The 13,038-nt window shown below is 61.8% G+C and carries 13 protein-coding genes; 11 read left to right on the top strand and 2 right to left on the bottom strand.

Going from position 1 to position 13,038, the window contains the following annotated elements; genetic code table 11:
- The first annotated feature begins 2 nt into the window (after positions 1-2).
- Entirely contained in the window at positions 3-2,462 is a 2,460-nt protein-coding gene (locus tag NQ559_RS12855; RefSeq protein ID WP_018697309.1) for a GumC family protein, read from the top strand.
- The gene (locus tag NQ559_RS12850; protein WP_018697310.1) at positions 2,463-2,852 is read left to right on the top strand and encodes an HAD family hydrolase; all 390 of its coding nucleotides are present in this window, start codon (positions 2,463-2,465) and stop codon (positions 2,850-2,852) included. It begins immediately after the preceding gene.
- A 521-nt stretch (positions 2,853-3,373) separates the two neighbouring features.
- Here NQ559_RS12850 and NQ559_RS12845 read toward each other — a convergent pair.
- Positions 3,374-4,285 (bottom strand): nucleotidyltransferase family protein, encoded by a 912-nt coding sequence (locus NQ559_RS12845; protein WP_022332261.1) that lies wholly within the window; start codon positions 4,283-4,285, stop codon positions 3,374-3,376.
- 117 nt (positions 4,286-4,402) lie between these two features.
- Here NQ559_RS12845 and NQ559_RS12840 point away from each other — a divergent pair, with 117 nt between their 5' ends.
- From NQ559_RS12840 to NQ559_RS12800, 9 genes are read left to right on the top strand one after another with little or no spacing between them, the layout of a single operon-like run.
- Positions 4,403-5,272, top strand: a complete 870-nt coding sequence (locus NQ559_RS12840; protein WP_018697312.1) for a murein hydrolase activator EnvC family protein — start codon at positions 4,403-4,405, stop codon at positions 5,270-5,272.
- Between the two features lie 9 nt (positions 5,273-5,281).
- A complete protein-coding gene (dxr, locus tag NQ559_RS12835) occupies positions 5,282-6,433 on the top strand; it encodes a 1-deoxy-D-xylulose-5-phosphate reductoisomerase (RefSeq protein WP_018697313.1) in 1,152 nt (383 codons plus the stop codon).
- 13 nt (positions 6,434-6,446) lie between these two features.
- Positions 6,447-7,763: an RIP metalloprotease RseP gene (gene rseP / locus NQ559_RS12830; protein ID WP_018697314.1), complete on the top strand. Its 1,317-nt coding sequence runs from the start codon at positions 6,447-6,449 to the stop codon at positions 7,761-7,763.
- A 4-nt stretch (positions 7,764-7,767) separates the two neighbouring features.
- Positions 7,768-8,139: a hypothetical protein gene (locus NQ559_RS12825; protein WP_018697315.1), complete on the top strand. Its 372-nt coding sequence runs from the start codon at positions 7,768-7,770 to the stop codon at positions 8,137-8,139.
- The gene (locus NQ559_RS12820) at positions 8,093-8,716 is read left to right on the top strand and encodes a lactate utilization protein (RefSeq protein ID WP_026318638.1); all 624 of its coding nucleotides are present in this window, start codon (positions 8,093-8,095) and stop codon (positions 8,714-8,716) included. Before NQ559_RS12825 ends, NQ559_RS12820 begins: the two co-directional genes overlap by 47 nt.
- Positions 8,717-8,730: 14 nt before the next feature.
- A complete protein-coding gene (locus tag NQ559_RS12815) occupies positions 8,731-9,291 on the top strand; it encodes a hypothetical protein (RefSeq protein ID WP_018697317.1) in 561 nt (186 codons plus the stop codon).
- A gap of 37 nt (positions 9,292-9,328) precedes the next feature.
- On the top strand, positions 9,329-10,696 hold the full coding sequence (gene radA / locus NQ559_RS12810) for a DNA repair protein RadA (RefSeq protein WP_018697318.1): 1,368 nt from the start codon (positions 9,329-9,331) through the stop codon (positions 10,694-10,696).
- Positions 10,697-10,730: 34 nt separating this feature from the next.
- The gene (locus tag NQ559_RS12805; RefSeq protein ID WP_022332266.1) at positions 10,731-11,702 is read left to right on the top strand and encodes an NAD-dependent epimerase/dehydratase family protein; all 972 of its coding nucleotides are present in this window, start codon (positions 10,731-10,733) and stop codon (positions 11,700-11,702) included.
- A gap of 13 nt (positions 11,703-11,715) precedes the next feature.
- Positions 11,716-12,048: a thioredoxin family protein gene (locus NQ559_RS12800; protein ID WP_018697320.1), complete on the top strand. Its 333-nt coding sequence runs from the start codon at positions 11,716-11,718 to the stop codon at positions 12,046-12,048.
- A 37-nt stretch (positions 12,049-12,085) separates the two neighbouring features.
- Here the strand turns inward: NQ559_RS12800 and NQ559_RS12795 are convergent, their stop codons facing one another.
- Positions 12,086-13,030, bottom strand: coding sequence for a DNA alkylation repair protein (locus NQ559_RS12795; RefSeq protein ID WP_018697321.1), 945 nt, complete (start codon positions 13,028-13,030; stop codon positions 12,086-12,088).
- Positions 13,031-13,038: the final 8 nt, after the last annotated feature.

The raw sequence follows: 13,038 nt of genomic DNA, 5'->3' as shown, positions 1-13,038 counted from the left end.
TCATGGCAGATCAAAATATCAATCCGCACCTGCAGAACGACGAGAACGAAAACGGCAGCGGCCTCACGCTGCACGACCTGTTACAGATGGTTCTGGCCAACTGGTACTGGTTCGCCTTGTCGGTGCTCATCTGCCTCGGCGTGGCCTATTACTACCTGGCCAGCACCCCGAAGATATACAGCCGTACGGCCACCATCCTCGTAAAGGACAGCCGCAAGGGCGGCGACATGGAGCTGGGCGCTTTCAGCGACCTGGTAGGTTTCCAGAACCGCCGCAACGTCGACAACGAGGTCTACATCCTCCAGTCGCACAGGCTGATGTCGGAGGTGGTGAAGCGCCTCCACCTGACGGTCAACTATTCCGTACGGGACGGGCTGCGGACGCTCGACCTCTACGGCCGCTCGCCCATCGAGGTCGATTTCATCGACGACGACAACCAGCGCCTTTCGCTGGAGGTGACCGAACTCGAGGACGGCCGGATCAAGCTGGCGGACTTCGACGACAAGTACCTCACCAAGCAGGAGAAGCGCAGGGTCATCCGCGCCCAGTACGGCGACACGATCCCCACCCCGCTGGGGCAGATGGTCGTACACAAGACGCCGTTCATGGACTCGACCTACGTGGACAGGCCCATCACCGTCACCAAGAGTTCGCCGATGGTCACGACGAACGCCTACCGCGCCACCGTGAAGAGCGACGTGGCCAACAAGCAGGCGTCGATCGTCACCATCTCGATGAACAGTTCCGTACCCAAGCGTGCCGAGGACGTGATCAACACGCTGATCGCCGTGTACGAAGAGGACGCCATCGCCGACAAGCGGCAGGTATCGGTCGTGACCAACGCCTTTATCAAGGAGCGTATGCTGGCCATCGGACGGGAACTGGACGTCGTGGACAGCGAAATCGAGGGGATCAAGAAGAGCAACCAGATGATCGACATCACCTCGGAGGCTACCCGATCCATTACCGAGAGCAGCAAATTCAAGGTCGAAGGGCTTTCGATCGAAAACCAGATCAGCGTCGCCAACTACATCCGCGACTACCTCGACGACCCGTCGCACGCGGGGGATCTGATCCCGATGGTCGCCTCGCTGACCAACAACGGGATCGTCGCCCAGATCACCGAATATAACGACGCCATCCTGCGCCGCCAGAAACTGCTCGAAAACAGTTCGGAACGCAACCCCGTGATCCAGGACATGGACAACGTGCTGGCTGCCGTGCGCCGCTCGATCATCGCTTCGCTCAACTCGCACGTCTCGACGCTCGAAATACAGCTTTCGAACATGCGCAAGGAGGAGGCGCTGGCCAATCACCGCATATCCACCATGCCGTCGCAGGAGAAAGTCCTGTTAGACATCATGCGCCAGCAGAAGATCAAGGAGGAGCTGTTCCTCTACCTGCTCAACAAACAGGAGGAGACGCAGCTCAACTATGCCGTCGCCGAAAGCAATTCGCGTACGATCGACCAGGCATACGGCAGCCCCAGGCCCGTGTCGCCCCGTTCGATGATCATCCTGGGCATCAGCCTGCTGGCCGGCCTGGCGATCCCCTTCGGCATCATCTACCTGATCGGCATGCTCGACACGACCATCCGCGGCCGCAAGGACATCGAAGAGAACATCAGCGCCCCGTTCCTGGGGGACATCCCCTTCCTCGAAGGAGAGAACAAGGGCGGCATCGTCGTCCGGGAAACCGGACGCGACGCATTGTCCGAGGCTTTCCGCATCCTGCGTTCGAACATGACCTTCATGAACGTATCGTCGGGCAAGGAAATCAAGTGCGTGCTCTTCACGTCGTCCGACCCCCATGCGGGTAAGACGTTCGTGGCGATGAACCTGGCGATGACGCTCGCCATGGCCGGGAAGCGGATCGTACTGATCGACCTCGACCTGCGCCGCCACGCGCTCTCCACGACGCTGGGCCGCAGCAACAGCAAGAAAGGCATCACGAGCTACCTGGCCGGGACGATCACCGACATCGGCGAACTGATCACGCCGATGGAGATACACAAAAACCTCGACGTGATCTGCGCCGGCATCCAGCCGCCCAACCCCACGGAGATGCTGCTTTCGGATCGCCTGGACAAGCTGGTCGCCGAGCTGCGGGAGAGCTACGACTATGTATTCATCGACAGCACCCCGGCCATGTCGGTAGCCGACGCGGTCATCACCGACCGGCTGGCAGACCTCTGTATCTATATCGTACGCGAAGGCGTGCTCGACCGCCGGCAGCTGCCCGACATCGAACGGCTTTACCGCGAGAAGAAATTCCGCAACATGTGCGTCGTACTCAACGGCACGCGCACCCGCCGCCACGGATACGGTTACGGCTATGGGTACGGATATGGCTACGGGTACGGATACGGGTATGGATACGACGATTACAAGGAGACCAGCTACCGCAAGCGCCTGAAAATTTTCTTCAGCAAAATCGGACGTAAAATAAGGAACAAGAAATAAATGGCTATACGCAATGCATTGATCGCCGTCGATTTCGACGGGACGGTCGTGACACACGCATATCCCGAAATAGGCGACGACGCCGGGGCCGTACCCGTACTGAAGGAACTTACGGACAACGGCTGCCGCCTGATCCTCTTCACGATGCGCCACGGCAAACTGCTCGACGACGCGATCCGGTGGTTCCGCGAGCGGGGAATCCCGCTCTACGCCGTCAACGAGAACCCCTCGCAGCAGCGCTGGACATCCTCGCCGAAAGTCCATGCCGACCTCTACATCGACGACAGCAGCCTCGGCTGCCCGATCCGGTTCGTGGACGGCGTGAAACGTCCCGTAGCGGACTGGACGCGCATCCGGGAGCAGTTGGTGAAGGAAGGTTTTCTGGACTGAGCCGCCGCGCCGCCGGTTGTGTGACGAAGGGGGGGGGCAAAGGGCTGACGAAGAGCTGACAGAGGAGCGCGTCAAGGCGAAGAGCCGGACAAATCCGGGAACCGGAGGAGCAGGCAAGGCTGAAAACCGGCAGAGACGGACAAAACGAAAACCGAAGAAGCGGACAACACCGGGAACCGGAGGAGCAGGTAGGCTGAAAACCGCAGAGACGGACAAGATGAAAACCGGAGAAGCAGCCAACACCGGAAACCGGAGGAGCAGGCAAGGTTGGAAACCGGAGAAACAAGCAAGGCCGGAAACCGGAGATGCAGCCAACGCCGGGAGCCGGAAACGCGGATAAGACAGAAACCTGAAAAACGGATGCGGCCGGGGGCCGGCCAGACCGAAGGCAAATCAGGCTTTCCGAAGCCGGCGCGGCAAACGACACTCCACAAGCAATAAGCAAAAGGCGGATGAAACATTAAGCAAAAGGGCGGATGAAAATATCCGCCCTTTTGCATATGCGATGCCGCAGCCGGAGATTATGCCCAGAGGTTGCGGGGATATTTGCCCTCGGCGATCATCTTCTCGATCGAGGCCACCAGCGCGGGTTTGTCCTCCTTGTAGGTGACGCCGTGCCACTGCGCCGCCGAGCGGAGCACACGCAACGAGGCCGTGCCTTCGCCGATGAGTTTGTTGACCATCGTCGGGATGTAGAACTCGGCTTTGAGGTTCTCCTTGTTCCCGGCGAGCCACGTCTTGAAATACTCCCTGGAATAGGTAAAGAAATCGGGGGTGAAGCCAAAGAGGTTCATCGACACCGGCGTGTCCCCGGCCAATACTTCGTCGGCGCCGCCGTCGTGGAAGACGATCCTGCCGTCGGGCATGCGTTCGATCTGCGTGCGCTCGACCATCGAGGTGAGGTTGCCCGCAGCATCCACACCGCAGACGCCGCGCGAAACGGTACCGTTGTCCGAAAGGGTCTTGTCGAGGTCGTAGGCGACCATGCAGTAGCGGTTCCGGCTCTCGCCCAACTGCGAAAGGTAGTCCCCGATGGTCTTGTAGGCTTCGGCACCGTAGAAGTCGTCGGCATTGATCACGGCGAAGGGTTCGCGGATGGCGTCGGCCGCCATCATCACGGCGTGGTTGGTGCCCCACGGCTTGACGCGCCCTTCGGGAACAGCAGCCCCCTGGGGCAGGTAGTCCAACTCCTGGAACACGAACTCCACGGCGATGCGGCCGCCGAAACGCTCCGCGGAGAAGACTTCGCGGAACTCCTTTTCGAAAGAGTGGCGGATGACGAAAACGACCTTGCCGAAACCGGCGCGGATGGCGTCGTAGACCGAATAATCTATGATGGCCTCGTTGTTGGGGCCGACTCCGTCCATCTGCTTGAGCGAACCGTAACGGGAGCCCATACCTGCGGCGAGGACGAGTAATGTAGGTTTTACCATACTTTTCAGCTGTTTTTTGCGTTGATTCTAAACGATCACAAAGTTAAAAAATTCGGCGCGTTCCGCAAAGGTTTTCTATGAAATTGGTTATCTTTGCATTCATAATGTCATAAACCGATGAGATTTTTCAAATCCATACGGGCATGGTGGCGCGGGCTTTTCCGCAAACGCCGTTTCAACATGCTCAATGCCACGGACAACAGCGAGGAGTGGCACATGCACCTCTCGCCGGCCAGCATCTTCGCGGCCTTCCTGTCGTTCGTGCTGCTGCTGTTCATCCTCATCCTGTCGCTGGTGGCCTACTCCCCGATCCTGGAACTGCTGCCGGGATACCGCACCGAGGCAGACCGTTCGCGCGAAAGCCTCGTGCAGAACATCATCCGGCTCGACTCGATGGAGCGCATGATGAACGACATGCTCACCTACAACCAGCATATCGCGCTGATCATGGAGGGCAAAACCCCCGTGGCGCGCACGCTCGCCACGTCGGACAGTACCCGCACCAGCAAGGTGCTGGTGATGCCCTCGCCCGAGGACTCGATCCTGCGGGCGCAGATGGAGGGCGACGGCCCGTACGCCATCGCGGGCCGCAGCGGCGGGTCGCGGCGTTCGGTACGCGAGGCGATCGAGCTGGCCAAACCCGTGGAGGGGATCATCACCGACCGCTTCGACATCCGCAACGGCAATTTCGGGGTACGCATCGCGGCGGCGGCCAGCGACCGCATCACGGCCATCGACAACGGCACGGTGGTGCTGAGCCTCTGGACGCCCGAGACGGGTTACATGGTCGAGCTGCAGCATGCAAACAACCTCCTCTCGGTCTACAAGGGGCTTTCGCAGTCGCTCGTCACCACGGGGCAGACCATCCGCGCGGGCGAGATGGTCGGCTACAACGCCGAGGCGGAAGAGGGCGAGGTGCGGCTTTTCGAATTCGAACTCTGGAACAACGGCAAGCCCGTAGACCCAGAAGGGTACATCGTATTCTGACGCACAGGCATGAAACAACGACTTGCAATACTGGGTTCGACGGGCTCGATCGGCGTGCAGACGCTCGACATCGTGCGTGAGAACCCCGCCTTATTCGAAGTGCGCGTGCTGACGGCCAACCGCAACTGGCAGCGGCTCGCGGCACAGGCACGGGAATTCGACGCGGACACGGCGGTCATCGCCGACGAACGCTATTACGGGCAGCTGCGCGATGCGCTGGCCGGCACCGACGTGAAGGTTTACGCCGGAGAGGATGCCGTGGCCCAGGTCGCGGCGGGCGGCGATACGGACGTGGTGGTCAACGCGCTGGTAGGCTACGCCGGGCTGGCGCCGACGGTGGCCGCGCTCGGCGCCGGGAAGAAACTGGCGCTGGCCAACAAGGAGTCGCTCGTGGTGGGCGGCGAATACGTGATGCGGCTGGCGGCCGAAAAGCGTGCCCCGATCCTGCCGATCGACTCGGAACATTCGGCCATCTTCCAGTGCCTGGCGGGCGAGCAGTCGCCCATACGGAGGCTCATCATCACGTGCAGCGGCGGCGCATTCCGCGACCTGCCGTGCGAAAAACTGGCCGATGTGACCGTGGAACAGGCGCTGCGCCACCCCCAGTGGGAGATGGGCGCAAAGATCACGATAGACTCGTCGACGCTGGTGAACAAAGGCTTCGAGGTGATCGAGGCACACTGGCTGTTCGGCACCCCGGTGGAGAAAATAACGGTGCTGCTGCACCCGCAGTCGATCGTACACTCGATGGTGGAGTTCGAGGACGGGGCGATCAAGGCACAGCTGGGCACGCCCGACATGCGTATGCCGATCAGCTTCGCGCTGATGTACCCCCGGCGGGCGACCCGCCCCGGCGAGCGGTTCGACTTCATGGCGCACCCGCAGCTGACATTCGCCGGGGTCGACCGGGCGAAATACCCGGCGCTGGAGATCGCCTGCGAGTGCCTGCGCCGCCGCGGCACGGCGGCCTGCACGATGAACGGCGCCAACGAGGTGGCCGTCGCGGCGTTCCTCGGCCGCAAGTGCGCATGGCTGGATATTGTGCGTGCCATCGAGTACGCCCTGGGGCGCGCCTCGTTCGCCGCCGCCCCCACCCTCGGGGACTACGCCGAGGCGAACGACGAGGCCCGGCGGCTGGCCGCGGAATACTTAGCGTTGTAACCAAAAGACAGACATGGATATAATCATCAAGATCATTCAGTTTTTCCTCTGCTTCACCATCCTGGTGGGCATTCACGAATTGGGGCACTTCCTTATGGCGCGGGTTTTCAGGATCCGCGTCGACAAGTTCTATATCTTCTTCGACCTGTGGTTTTCGATCTTCAAGTTCAAGCGCGGCGACACCGAGTACGGGCTGGGCTGGCTGCCGCTGGGCGGATACTGCAAGATCGCCGGCATGATCGACGAGTCGATGGACAAGGAGCAGATGCAACAGCCCCCCAAGCCCGACGAATTCCGCACCAAACCCGCATGGCAGCGTTTTCTGGTGATGATCGCGGGCGTGGTGATGAACGTCCTGCTGGCGATCGTCATCTACTGCGGCGTCTGCTACACGTGGGGCGACAACTACTTCTCGAACGAGGACGCCAAATGGGGTTACAACTTCAACGAGGCGGGGCACAAGCTCGGCTTCGAGGACGGCGACAAGTTCGTGACCATCGACGGCGAACCGGTCGACGACATCAACAAGATACTCAATTCGCTGCTCATCACCGAAGGCGAGCGGAAGGTCGTCGTCGAGCGCGGCGGGAAGCACGTGGAGCTGACGTTGCCGCTGGACGAGCTGATCGAGATGCGCCAGGCCAAAGGTTACGAAGACCTCTTTACGCTGCGTGTGCCATTCCTGATCGACAGCGCGGTGTACGAATCGGCGGCGGCGCTCAGGCGCGGCGACGAGATCGTGGCCATCGACGATGCACGGGGGCTGGAATACTCCGGCTACCAGCAATACCTCAAGACCCGGGCGGGCGGGGAAGTGACCCTGACGGTGAAACGCGAAGGCGACAGGCTGCTGCAGATCGCCGTCCCGGTGTCCGACCAGGGCAAGCTGGGCGTGATAGCACGCAACCCCTATACGCTGCGCACACAGGAGTACACCTTCTGGCAGTCGATCCCGGCAGGCATCGAAAAGGCCGGGAAAGTCATTTCGTCCTACTGGGAACAGTTGAAGATGATCGTGCAGCCCAAGACCAAGATGTACGAGGAGCTGGGCGGGTTCATCGCCATCGGCAGTATTTTCCCCGGGGACTGGAACTGGGAGGATTTCTGGTTGAAGACGGCATTCCTGTCGATCATCCTCGCGGTGATGAACATCCTGCCCATACCGGGCCTGGACGGCGGGCATGCGATCTTCACGTTCTGGGAGATGGTCACGGGACGCAAGGTGAGCGACAAGGTGCTGGAAGGCGCGCAGTACGTCGGGCTGGTCATCATCCTGTTCCTGCTGCTGTACGCCAACGGAAACGACATATACAGGTTCTTTATCAAGTAGGCATATGTTGCTGGGGCATGTACAGGACATGATCCAACGGCTCGCGGCCAACCGCCGCGAACGGCAGCCCCGCAGCAAGAAAGAGAAGATGCTCGACCTGCTGGGCAGGGATAGGGCCGGTCATCCGACACACCGGGAAGAACTCCCGCCCGAAACGGTCGAACGCGTCAAAGCCGCAATCCGGGAAGAGACCCGCCGGGAACGGCGCAGAAAGCGAGTCATCGGATGGATCGTGGTAATCCTGGCACTCGGGGCGGCGATTTACCTTATAATTTCGTACCTTAATTATAGCCCGGAGGGATTCCTCGGGGGCGGACAATTCGAAACAGATGAAACTGGCAAACTGCGCCGAAGCATTACGGCGACACCATTTTGAGGTTGAAACGGTGAAGGACACCACCGAGGCGTTCGCGGTGCTGAAAGCCATCGCGGAGCGGGAACGGCCGGAAATAGTATCGTTCGGCGACTCGGAAACGATGCACGCCACGGGCATCATCGGGTGGCTGCGCGGCGACGGACGCTGGAAGCTGCTCGACGGGTTCGACCCCGCGATGAGCTATCCCGAACGGTTGGAGATACGCCGGCAGGCGCTGATGTCCGACCTCTTCATCACGGGGGTCAACGCCATCAGCATGGAAGGCTCGCTCCACTGGCTCGACAAGGTGGGCAACCGCATCGCCCCGGTGGCGTTCGGGCCCCGCAAGGTGGTCATCGTGGCCGGACGCAACAAGATCGTCGCCGACCGTGCCGAGGCCGAGGAGCGCATCCGCACGATCGCCGCACCGCAAAACGTCGCACGGCACCCGGGATTCCGCACGCCGTGCGCCCGGACGGGCGTATGCTCGGACTGCAACTCGCCCGACCGCGTGTGCAACACGCGTATGGAGATGCTGCGGTGCTGGCCCGCAGGGCGCGTGCTGGTCGTGCTGATAGACCAGGAACTGGGACTTTGACAAATACCGGAAGGATGAAAGCCATAAGATACATAACCATACTGATCCTCGCGGCGGCACTCGCGGCCTGCGGGGAGAAATCGGAACCGTACTACACGACAAGCTATCCGGTGAGCCGGGTCGAAGCCACCGTCACGCTCGGCGCAGCAGCAACGACAACGGCCGAAGACGAGCCGGAGCCGGAGCCCGAGCCGGAACCCGAACCTGAGCCTGAGCCTGAACCCGACCCGGTAATCGAGGCCATACGCGCGGACGTGCTGGCCGAAGCCCCGGTACAGGCCGGGGGCGGTTACGTGCTCGAATTCCTCTACCACAACAGCGGATGGCTCTATATCACACCCGCACCGGACGCCGCGCCGATCACCGGGTCGTTCAACAAGGAACCCGACAAACCCGACCAGCTGCGGTTCTTCTACGAGGACGCCGACTACACCTATGCGGTTTCCTACTATTCGGAGGAGGGCAAGAGCCTCACGCTGCTGACCGTAGACCTCACGGCCAAATACCAGGCCCTCTACCCCACGGCCGGCATCACGAAGGTCGAGAGGCTGGAATACACGACGCACCCCTTCTAAGGGCTGCGAAGACCCTTTACAAACCGACAATATACCGATGGCAAAAGTCAAAAAGGCCTTTTTCTGCAAGAATTGCGGGTTCGAAGCTCCCAAATGGCTGGGGCGCTGCCCCTCGTGCGGCGAGTGGAACACCTTTACGGAGGAGATCATAGCCCGCGAAAGCGGTTCCGTGGCGGCCAATGCCGCAGGGCCGCTGCCCGCGGCGAAACCCCAGCGCGTAGGCGACATCCGCGAAAGCGAACACCGCCGCATAGACGTGGGCAACGGCGAGGTGAACCGTGTGCTGGGCGGCGGGATGGTGCCGGGGTCGCTGATCCTCGTGGGCGGGGAGCCGGGCATCGGCAAGTCGACCCTCTCGCTGCAGATCGCACTGGCGGCGAACGGGCTGAAAACGCTCTATGTCTCGGGCGAGGAGTCGGCCGAGCAGATCAAGATGCGCGCGGGGAGGATCGGAATCGGCAACGACGAATGCCTGATCTATCCCGAGACGCTGCTCGAAAATATCGTCAGGCAGATCGGCGAACACAGGCCCGACCTGGTGGTGATCGATTCGATACAGACCATCTATACCGACCTGCTGGACTCGTCGGCGGGAAGCGTGTCGCAGATACGCGAATGCGCCGCGACGCTGCTCAAGTATGCCAAGTCGACCGGGACGTCGATCTTCATCATCGGCCACATCACCAAGGACGGAAGCATCGCCGGGCCCAAGATCCTGGAACACATCGTCGACGTCGTCCTGCAATTCGAAGGCGACAGCAACAATATCTACCGCATCCTGCGCGGCATAAAGAACCGTTTCGGCGCGACGTTCGAAATCGGGGTGTTCGAGATGCTGGACAGCGGCCTGCGGAGCGTGGACAACCCGTCCGAGATCCTGCTGACGCACTACGAGGAGCCGCTGAGCGGCATCGCCGTGGGCGCTTCGGCCGACGGCGTGCGCCCCTACCTGATCGAGGTGCAGGCACTGGTGAGCGGCGCGGCATACGGTACGCCCCAGCGTTCGACGACGGGCTACGACACCAAGCGCATGAACATGCTGCTGGCCGTGCTGGAAAAACGCGTGGGAATGAAGATGTTCCAGAAGGACGTCTTCCTGAATTTCGCCGGCGGGTTCAAGGTCGCCGACCCGGGATTAGACCTGGCAGTGGTCGCGGCGGTGATCTCGTCGTACTACGACCGCCCCGTCGCCGAGGGGGTCTGCTGCGCGGGCGAGATCGGGCTTTCGGGCGAAGTGCGCCCGGCGCCCCGCACCGAGCAGCGCATCAGCGAGGCCGCGCGCCTGGGATTCAAACGCATCGTCGTATCGGGGTATCTGGGCAAGGGCGCCAAACGCCCCAAGGGGATCGAGGTCGTGACGATAAACAGCGTAGACCAACTGCCACGGGCGCTTTTTGTGGAATAGATTTTGCTCTTACACCCGTAAAAAGGAGTAAGAGATGCAAAAACGAATAGTCGTTCTCGGCGGGGTGGGTTTTATCGGCACGCACCTCTGCCTGCGCCTTCTGGAGGAAGGGCACGAGGTTTTCTGCGTCGATATCCGCGATGCGGTCAACTCGCCCCTGCTGCGGGGCGTATTGCAGCACCCCCTGTTCCGGTATGTACACCACAATATCATCAACGGGTTCAGTATCCGCTGCGACGAGATATACAACCTCGCGTCGCCGTCGCGCGTGCGCTACAACAAGGCGCTCCCGGTGGAGACGCTCCGCGTGAGCGTGCTGGGCGCCATAAACGCGCTCGACACAGCACGCACCGAACATGCGCGGGTGGTCTTCGCCTCGGCGGGAAACATCTACGGCATCGGGCAGCGCGACCCGGCGAGCGAACCGGGCAACTGCTGCTCGACGCACTACATCCTCTGCGAAGGCAAGCGCGCCGCCGAGGCACTGCACAGGGCATACCACAGCGAATACGACGTCGACACGCGCATTGCCCGCATATTCAACACCTACGGCAGCGGCGCCGACCCGATGGATCAGCGCGTGGTGATAAAGATGGTCGTGGCGGCCTTGCAGAACCGCGACATCGTCGTCAACGGCAGCGGGGAGCAGCTACGCACGTTCTGCTGGGTCGAAGACCTCGTGGAGGGGCTCGTCAGGCTGATGGAAGCACCGCCGTCGGCCGGGGCGGTGCGCACGGTGAACCTGGGCAGCAACCATGAAATCGCCATCCGGGCGCTGGCGGAGAAGATCGTGGCCCTGACGGGAAGCCGCTCGCGGATCGTGCACACGGCGGCACGGGCCGACGACGCAAGGCGGCGCACGCCCGACATCTCGGCAGCACGCAGGGAGCTGGGCTGGGTGCCCCGTACACCGCTCGCGGAAGGGCTGCGCCGCACGATCAGCTATGCGGAAAAGGAGTTGGCGGACAAGGCCTACGCCGGGGTAACATGGGCAGAGATGAACTGAAAAAGAAGATAGAATGACAACTACGGATTTTGACAAGATCATCTGGCGGGACGCGCTGACATTCGTGGACTTTTTCGCCACATGGTGCGGGCCATGCCAGATGATGCACCCCGCCATCGACAAGTTCCAGCGGGAGATGAACGGCCGCGTGGATGTATACAAGGTGGATATCGACGACCGCGGAATGCTGGACGCAGTGCACCGCTACAACATCATGTCGGTGCCGACGCTCATGTTCTTCCGCCGCGGCGAAGTGCTGTGGCGCGAGAGCGGCCGCGTGGGTTACGACCATCTGGTAAACGTGCTGCGGGAGCTGGAAAAGCGCGAACAGGTGGCACAGCGATGAACTCCCGCGCGAAACAAACAATGCATGAAAGGGAGGCCTATGCCTCCAAACGCCAGGCGAGCTCCTCGTGGACGTAGTCTTCGGCAGGGAGCTTACCCAGAGAACCGGCTGCGCGGAGTACCGCCTGCCGGTTCTCCTCGTTTTGCGCCGCGACGGCCGCGAGCAGCGCCACCGCACCCTGAGCCGTAAGGCGGGCGGCGGGGACGGGATGCTGCGCCAGAGGCCGGGAGGAAACCTGCTGCCCGGCAGCACACGGGGAGGCGACATGCGGGTCTGCGGCCGGAGAAGCGCCTGCGGCGGCTGAGGCAATTGCAGCGGAAGGGGTGTCGCCAACGGAAGAATCGCCGGAAACAGGCGTGGCAGCTTCCGGAGAAGAGGCCTCCGTAACAGAAGCATCAGAGACAAAGGCACCCGGTGCAACAGAGGTATCCGCAGCGGCGGAAATTGCGGCGGCGGTCGCCTCGGTCATCGCTTCGGCCGGCGTTTCGACCGTCGCCTCGGCCGTTGCATTGCGGTGCACGGCTTCGACGGCCGGAGCAACCCATGAGGCCGTAAGGCGGGGACTGCGCGCGGCGGCGAGCAGGGCGGCATACTGCAACAACGCATCGGGCGAGGCGATCCACGCCGAGAACAGCGCGGGGAACGCCTCGGCTCGGCTCAGCAGGGCAAAAGCGGCTTCCTCGGCGATTTCGGAATTGACGATGCCTGCGGCCCATGCGGGGAACTCCTCCGGCGTAAGGCACGCCGGACATGCAATATGCAACGCGGCAAGGCGCAGTTCGCGGACATCCTGCCGGTAGAGGTAACGGGCGAAACCGTGGTCGGGCGCCTCTGCACGCGCTATCCGGCGCAATGTGGGCAGGCTCACCCCGTAATTCAGTCCGTAAGGCGTGCCGTAATAGCGCATCGAATCGGCTACGGCACCGTTACGCTCGCGGCGCAACTCCCTGAGCAGCGCCACCATACGCGACGTATAATCCATCGGTAAAA

The organism is Alistipes onderdonkii (assembly GCF_025145285.1).
GTDB lineage: Bacteria > Bacteroidota > Bacteroidia > Bacteroidales > Rikenellaceae > Alistipes > Alistipes onderdonkii.
Note: the sequence above shows the minus strand (reverse complement) of the source record. Positions and strands in the feature narration are given on the sequence as shown.

What these genes read in the sequence shown, in the direction of transcription:
- NQ559_RS12855 (WP_018697309.1), top strand. Translation starts at nt 3, where the DNA reads ATGGCAGATCAAAATATCAATCCGCACCTGCAGAACGACGAGAACGAA.
- NQ559_RS12850 (WP_018697310.1), top strand. Translation starts at nt 2,463, where the DNA reads ATGGCTATACGCAATGCATTGATCGCCGTCGATTTCGACGGGACGGTC.
- NQ559_RS12845 (WP_022332261.1), bottom strand. Translation starts at nt 4,285, where the DNA reads ATGGTAAAACCTACATTACTCGTCCTCGCCGCAGGTATGGGCTCCCGT.
- NQ559_RS12840 (WP_018697312.1), top strand. Translation starts at nt 4,403, where the DNA reads ATGAGATTTTTCAAATCCATACGGGCATGGTGGCGCGGGCTTTTCCGC.
- dxr (WP_018697313.1), top strand. Translation starts at nt 5,282, where the DNA reads ATGAAACAACGACTTGCAATACTGGGTTCGACGGGCTCGATCGGCGTG.
- rseP (WP_018697314.1), top strand. Translation starts at nt 6,447, where the DNA reads ATGGATATAATCATCAAGATCATTCAGTTTTTCCTCTGCTTCACCATC.
- NQ559_RS12825 (WP_018697315.1), top strand. Translation starts at nt 7,768, where the DNA reads ATGTTGCTGGGGCATGTACAGGACATGATCCAACGGCTCGCGGCCAAC.
- NQ559_RS12820 (WP_026318638.1), top strand. Translation starts at nt 8,093, where the DNA reads ATGAAACTGGCAAACTGCGCCGAAGCATTACGGCGACACCATTTTGAG.
- NQ559_RS12815 (WP_018697317.1), top strand. Translation starts at nt 8,731, where the DNA reads ATGAAAGCCATAAGATACATAACCATACTGATCCTCGCGGCGGCACTC.
- radA (WP_018697318.1), top strand. Translation starts at nt 9,329, where the DNA reads ATGGCAAAAGTCAAAAAGGCCTTTTTCTGCAAGAATTGCGGGTTCGAA.
- NQ559_RS12805 (WP_022332266.1), top strand. Translation starts at nt 10,731, where the DNA reads ATGCAAAAACGAATAGTCGTTCTCGGCGGGGTGGGTTTTATCGGCACG.
- NQ559_RS12800 (WP_018697320.1), top strand. Translation starts at nt 11,716, where the DNA reads ATGACAACTACGGATTTTGACAAGATCATCTGGCGGGACGCGCTGACA.
- NQ559_RS12795 (WP_018697321.1), bottom strand. Translation starts at nt 13,030, where the DNA reads ATGGATTATACGTCGCGTATGGTGGCGCTGCTCAGGGAGTTGCGCCGC.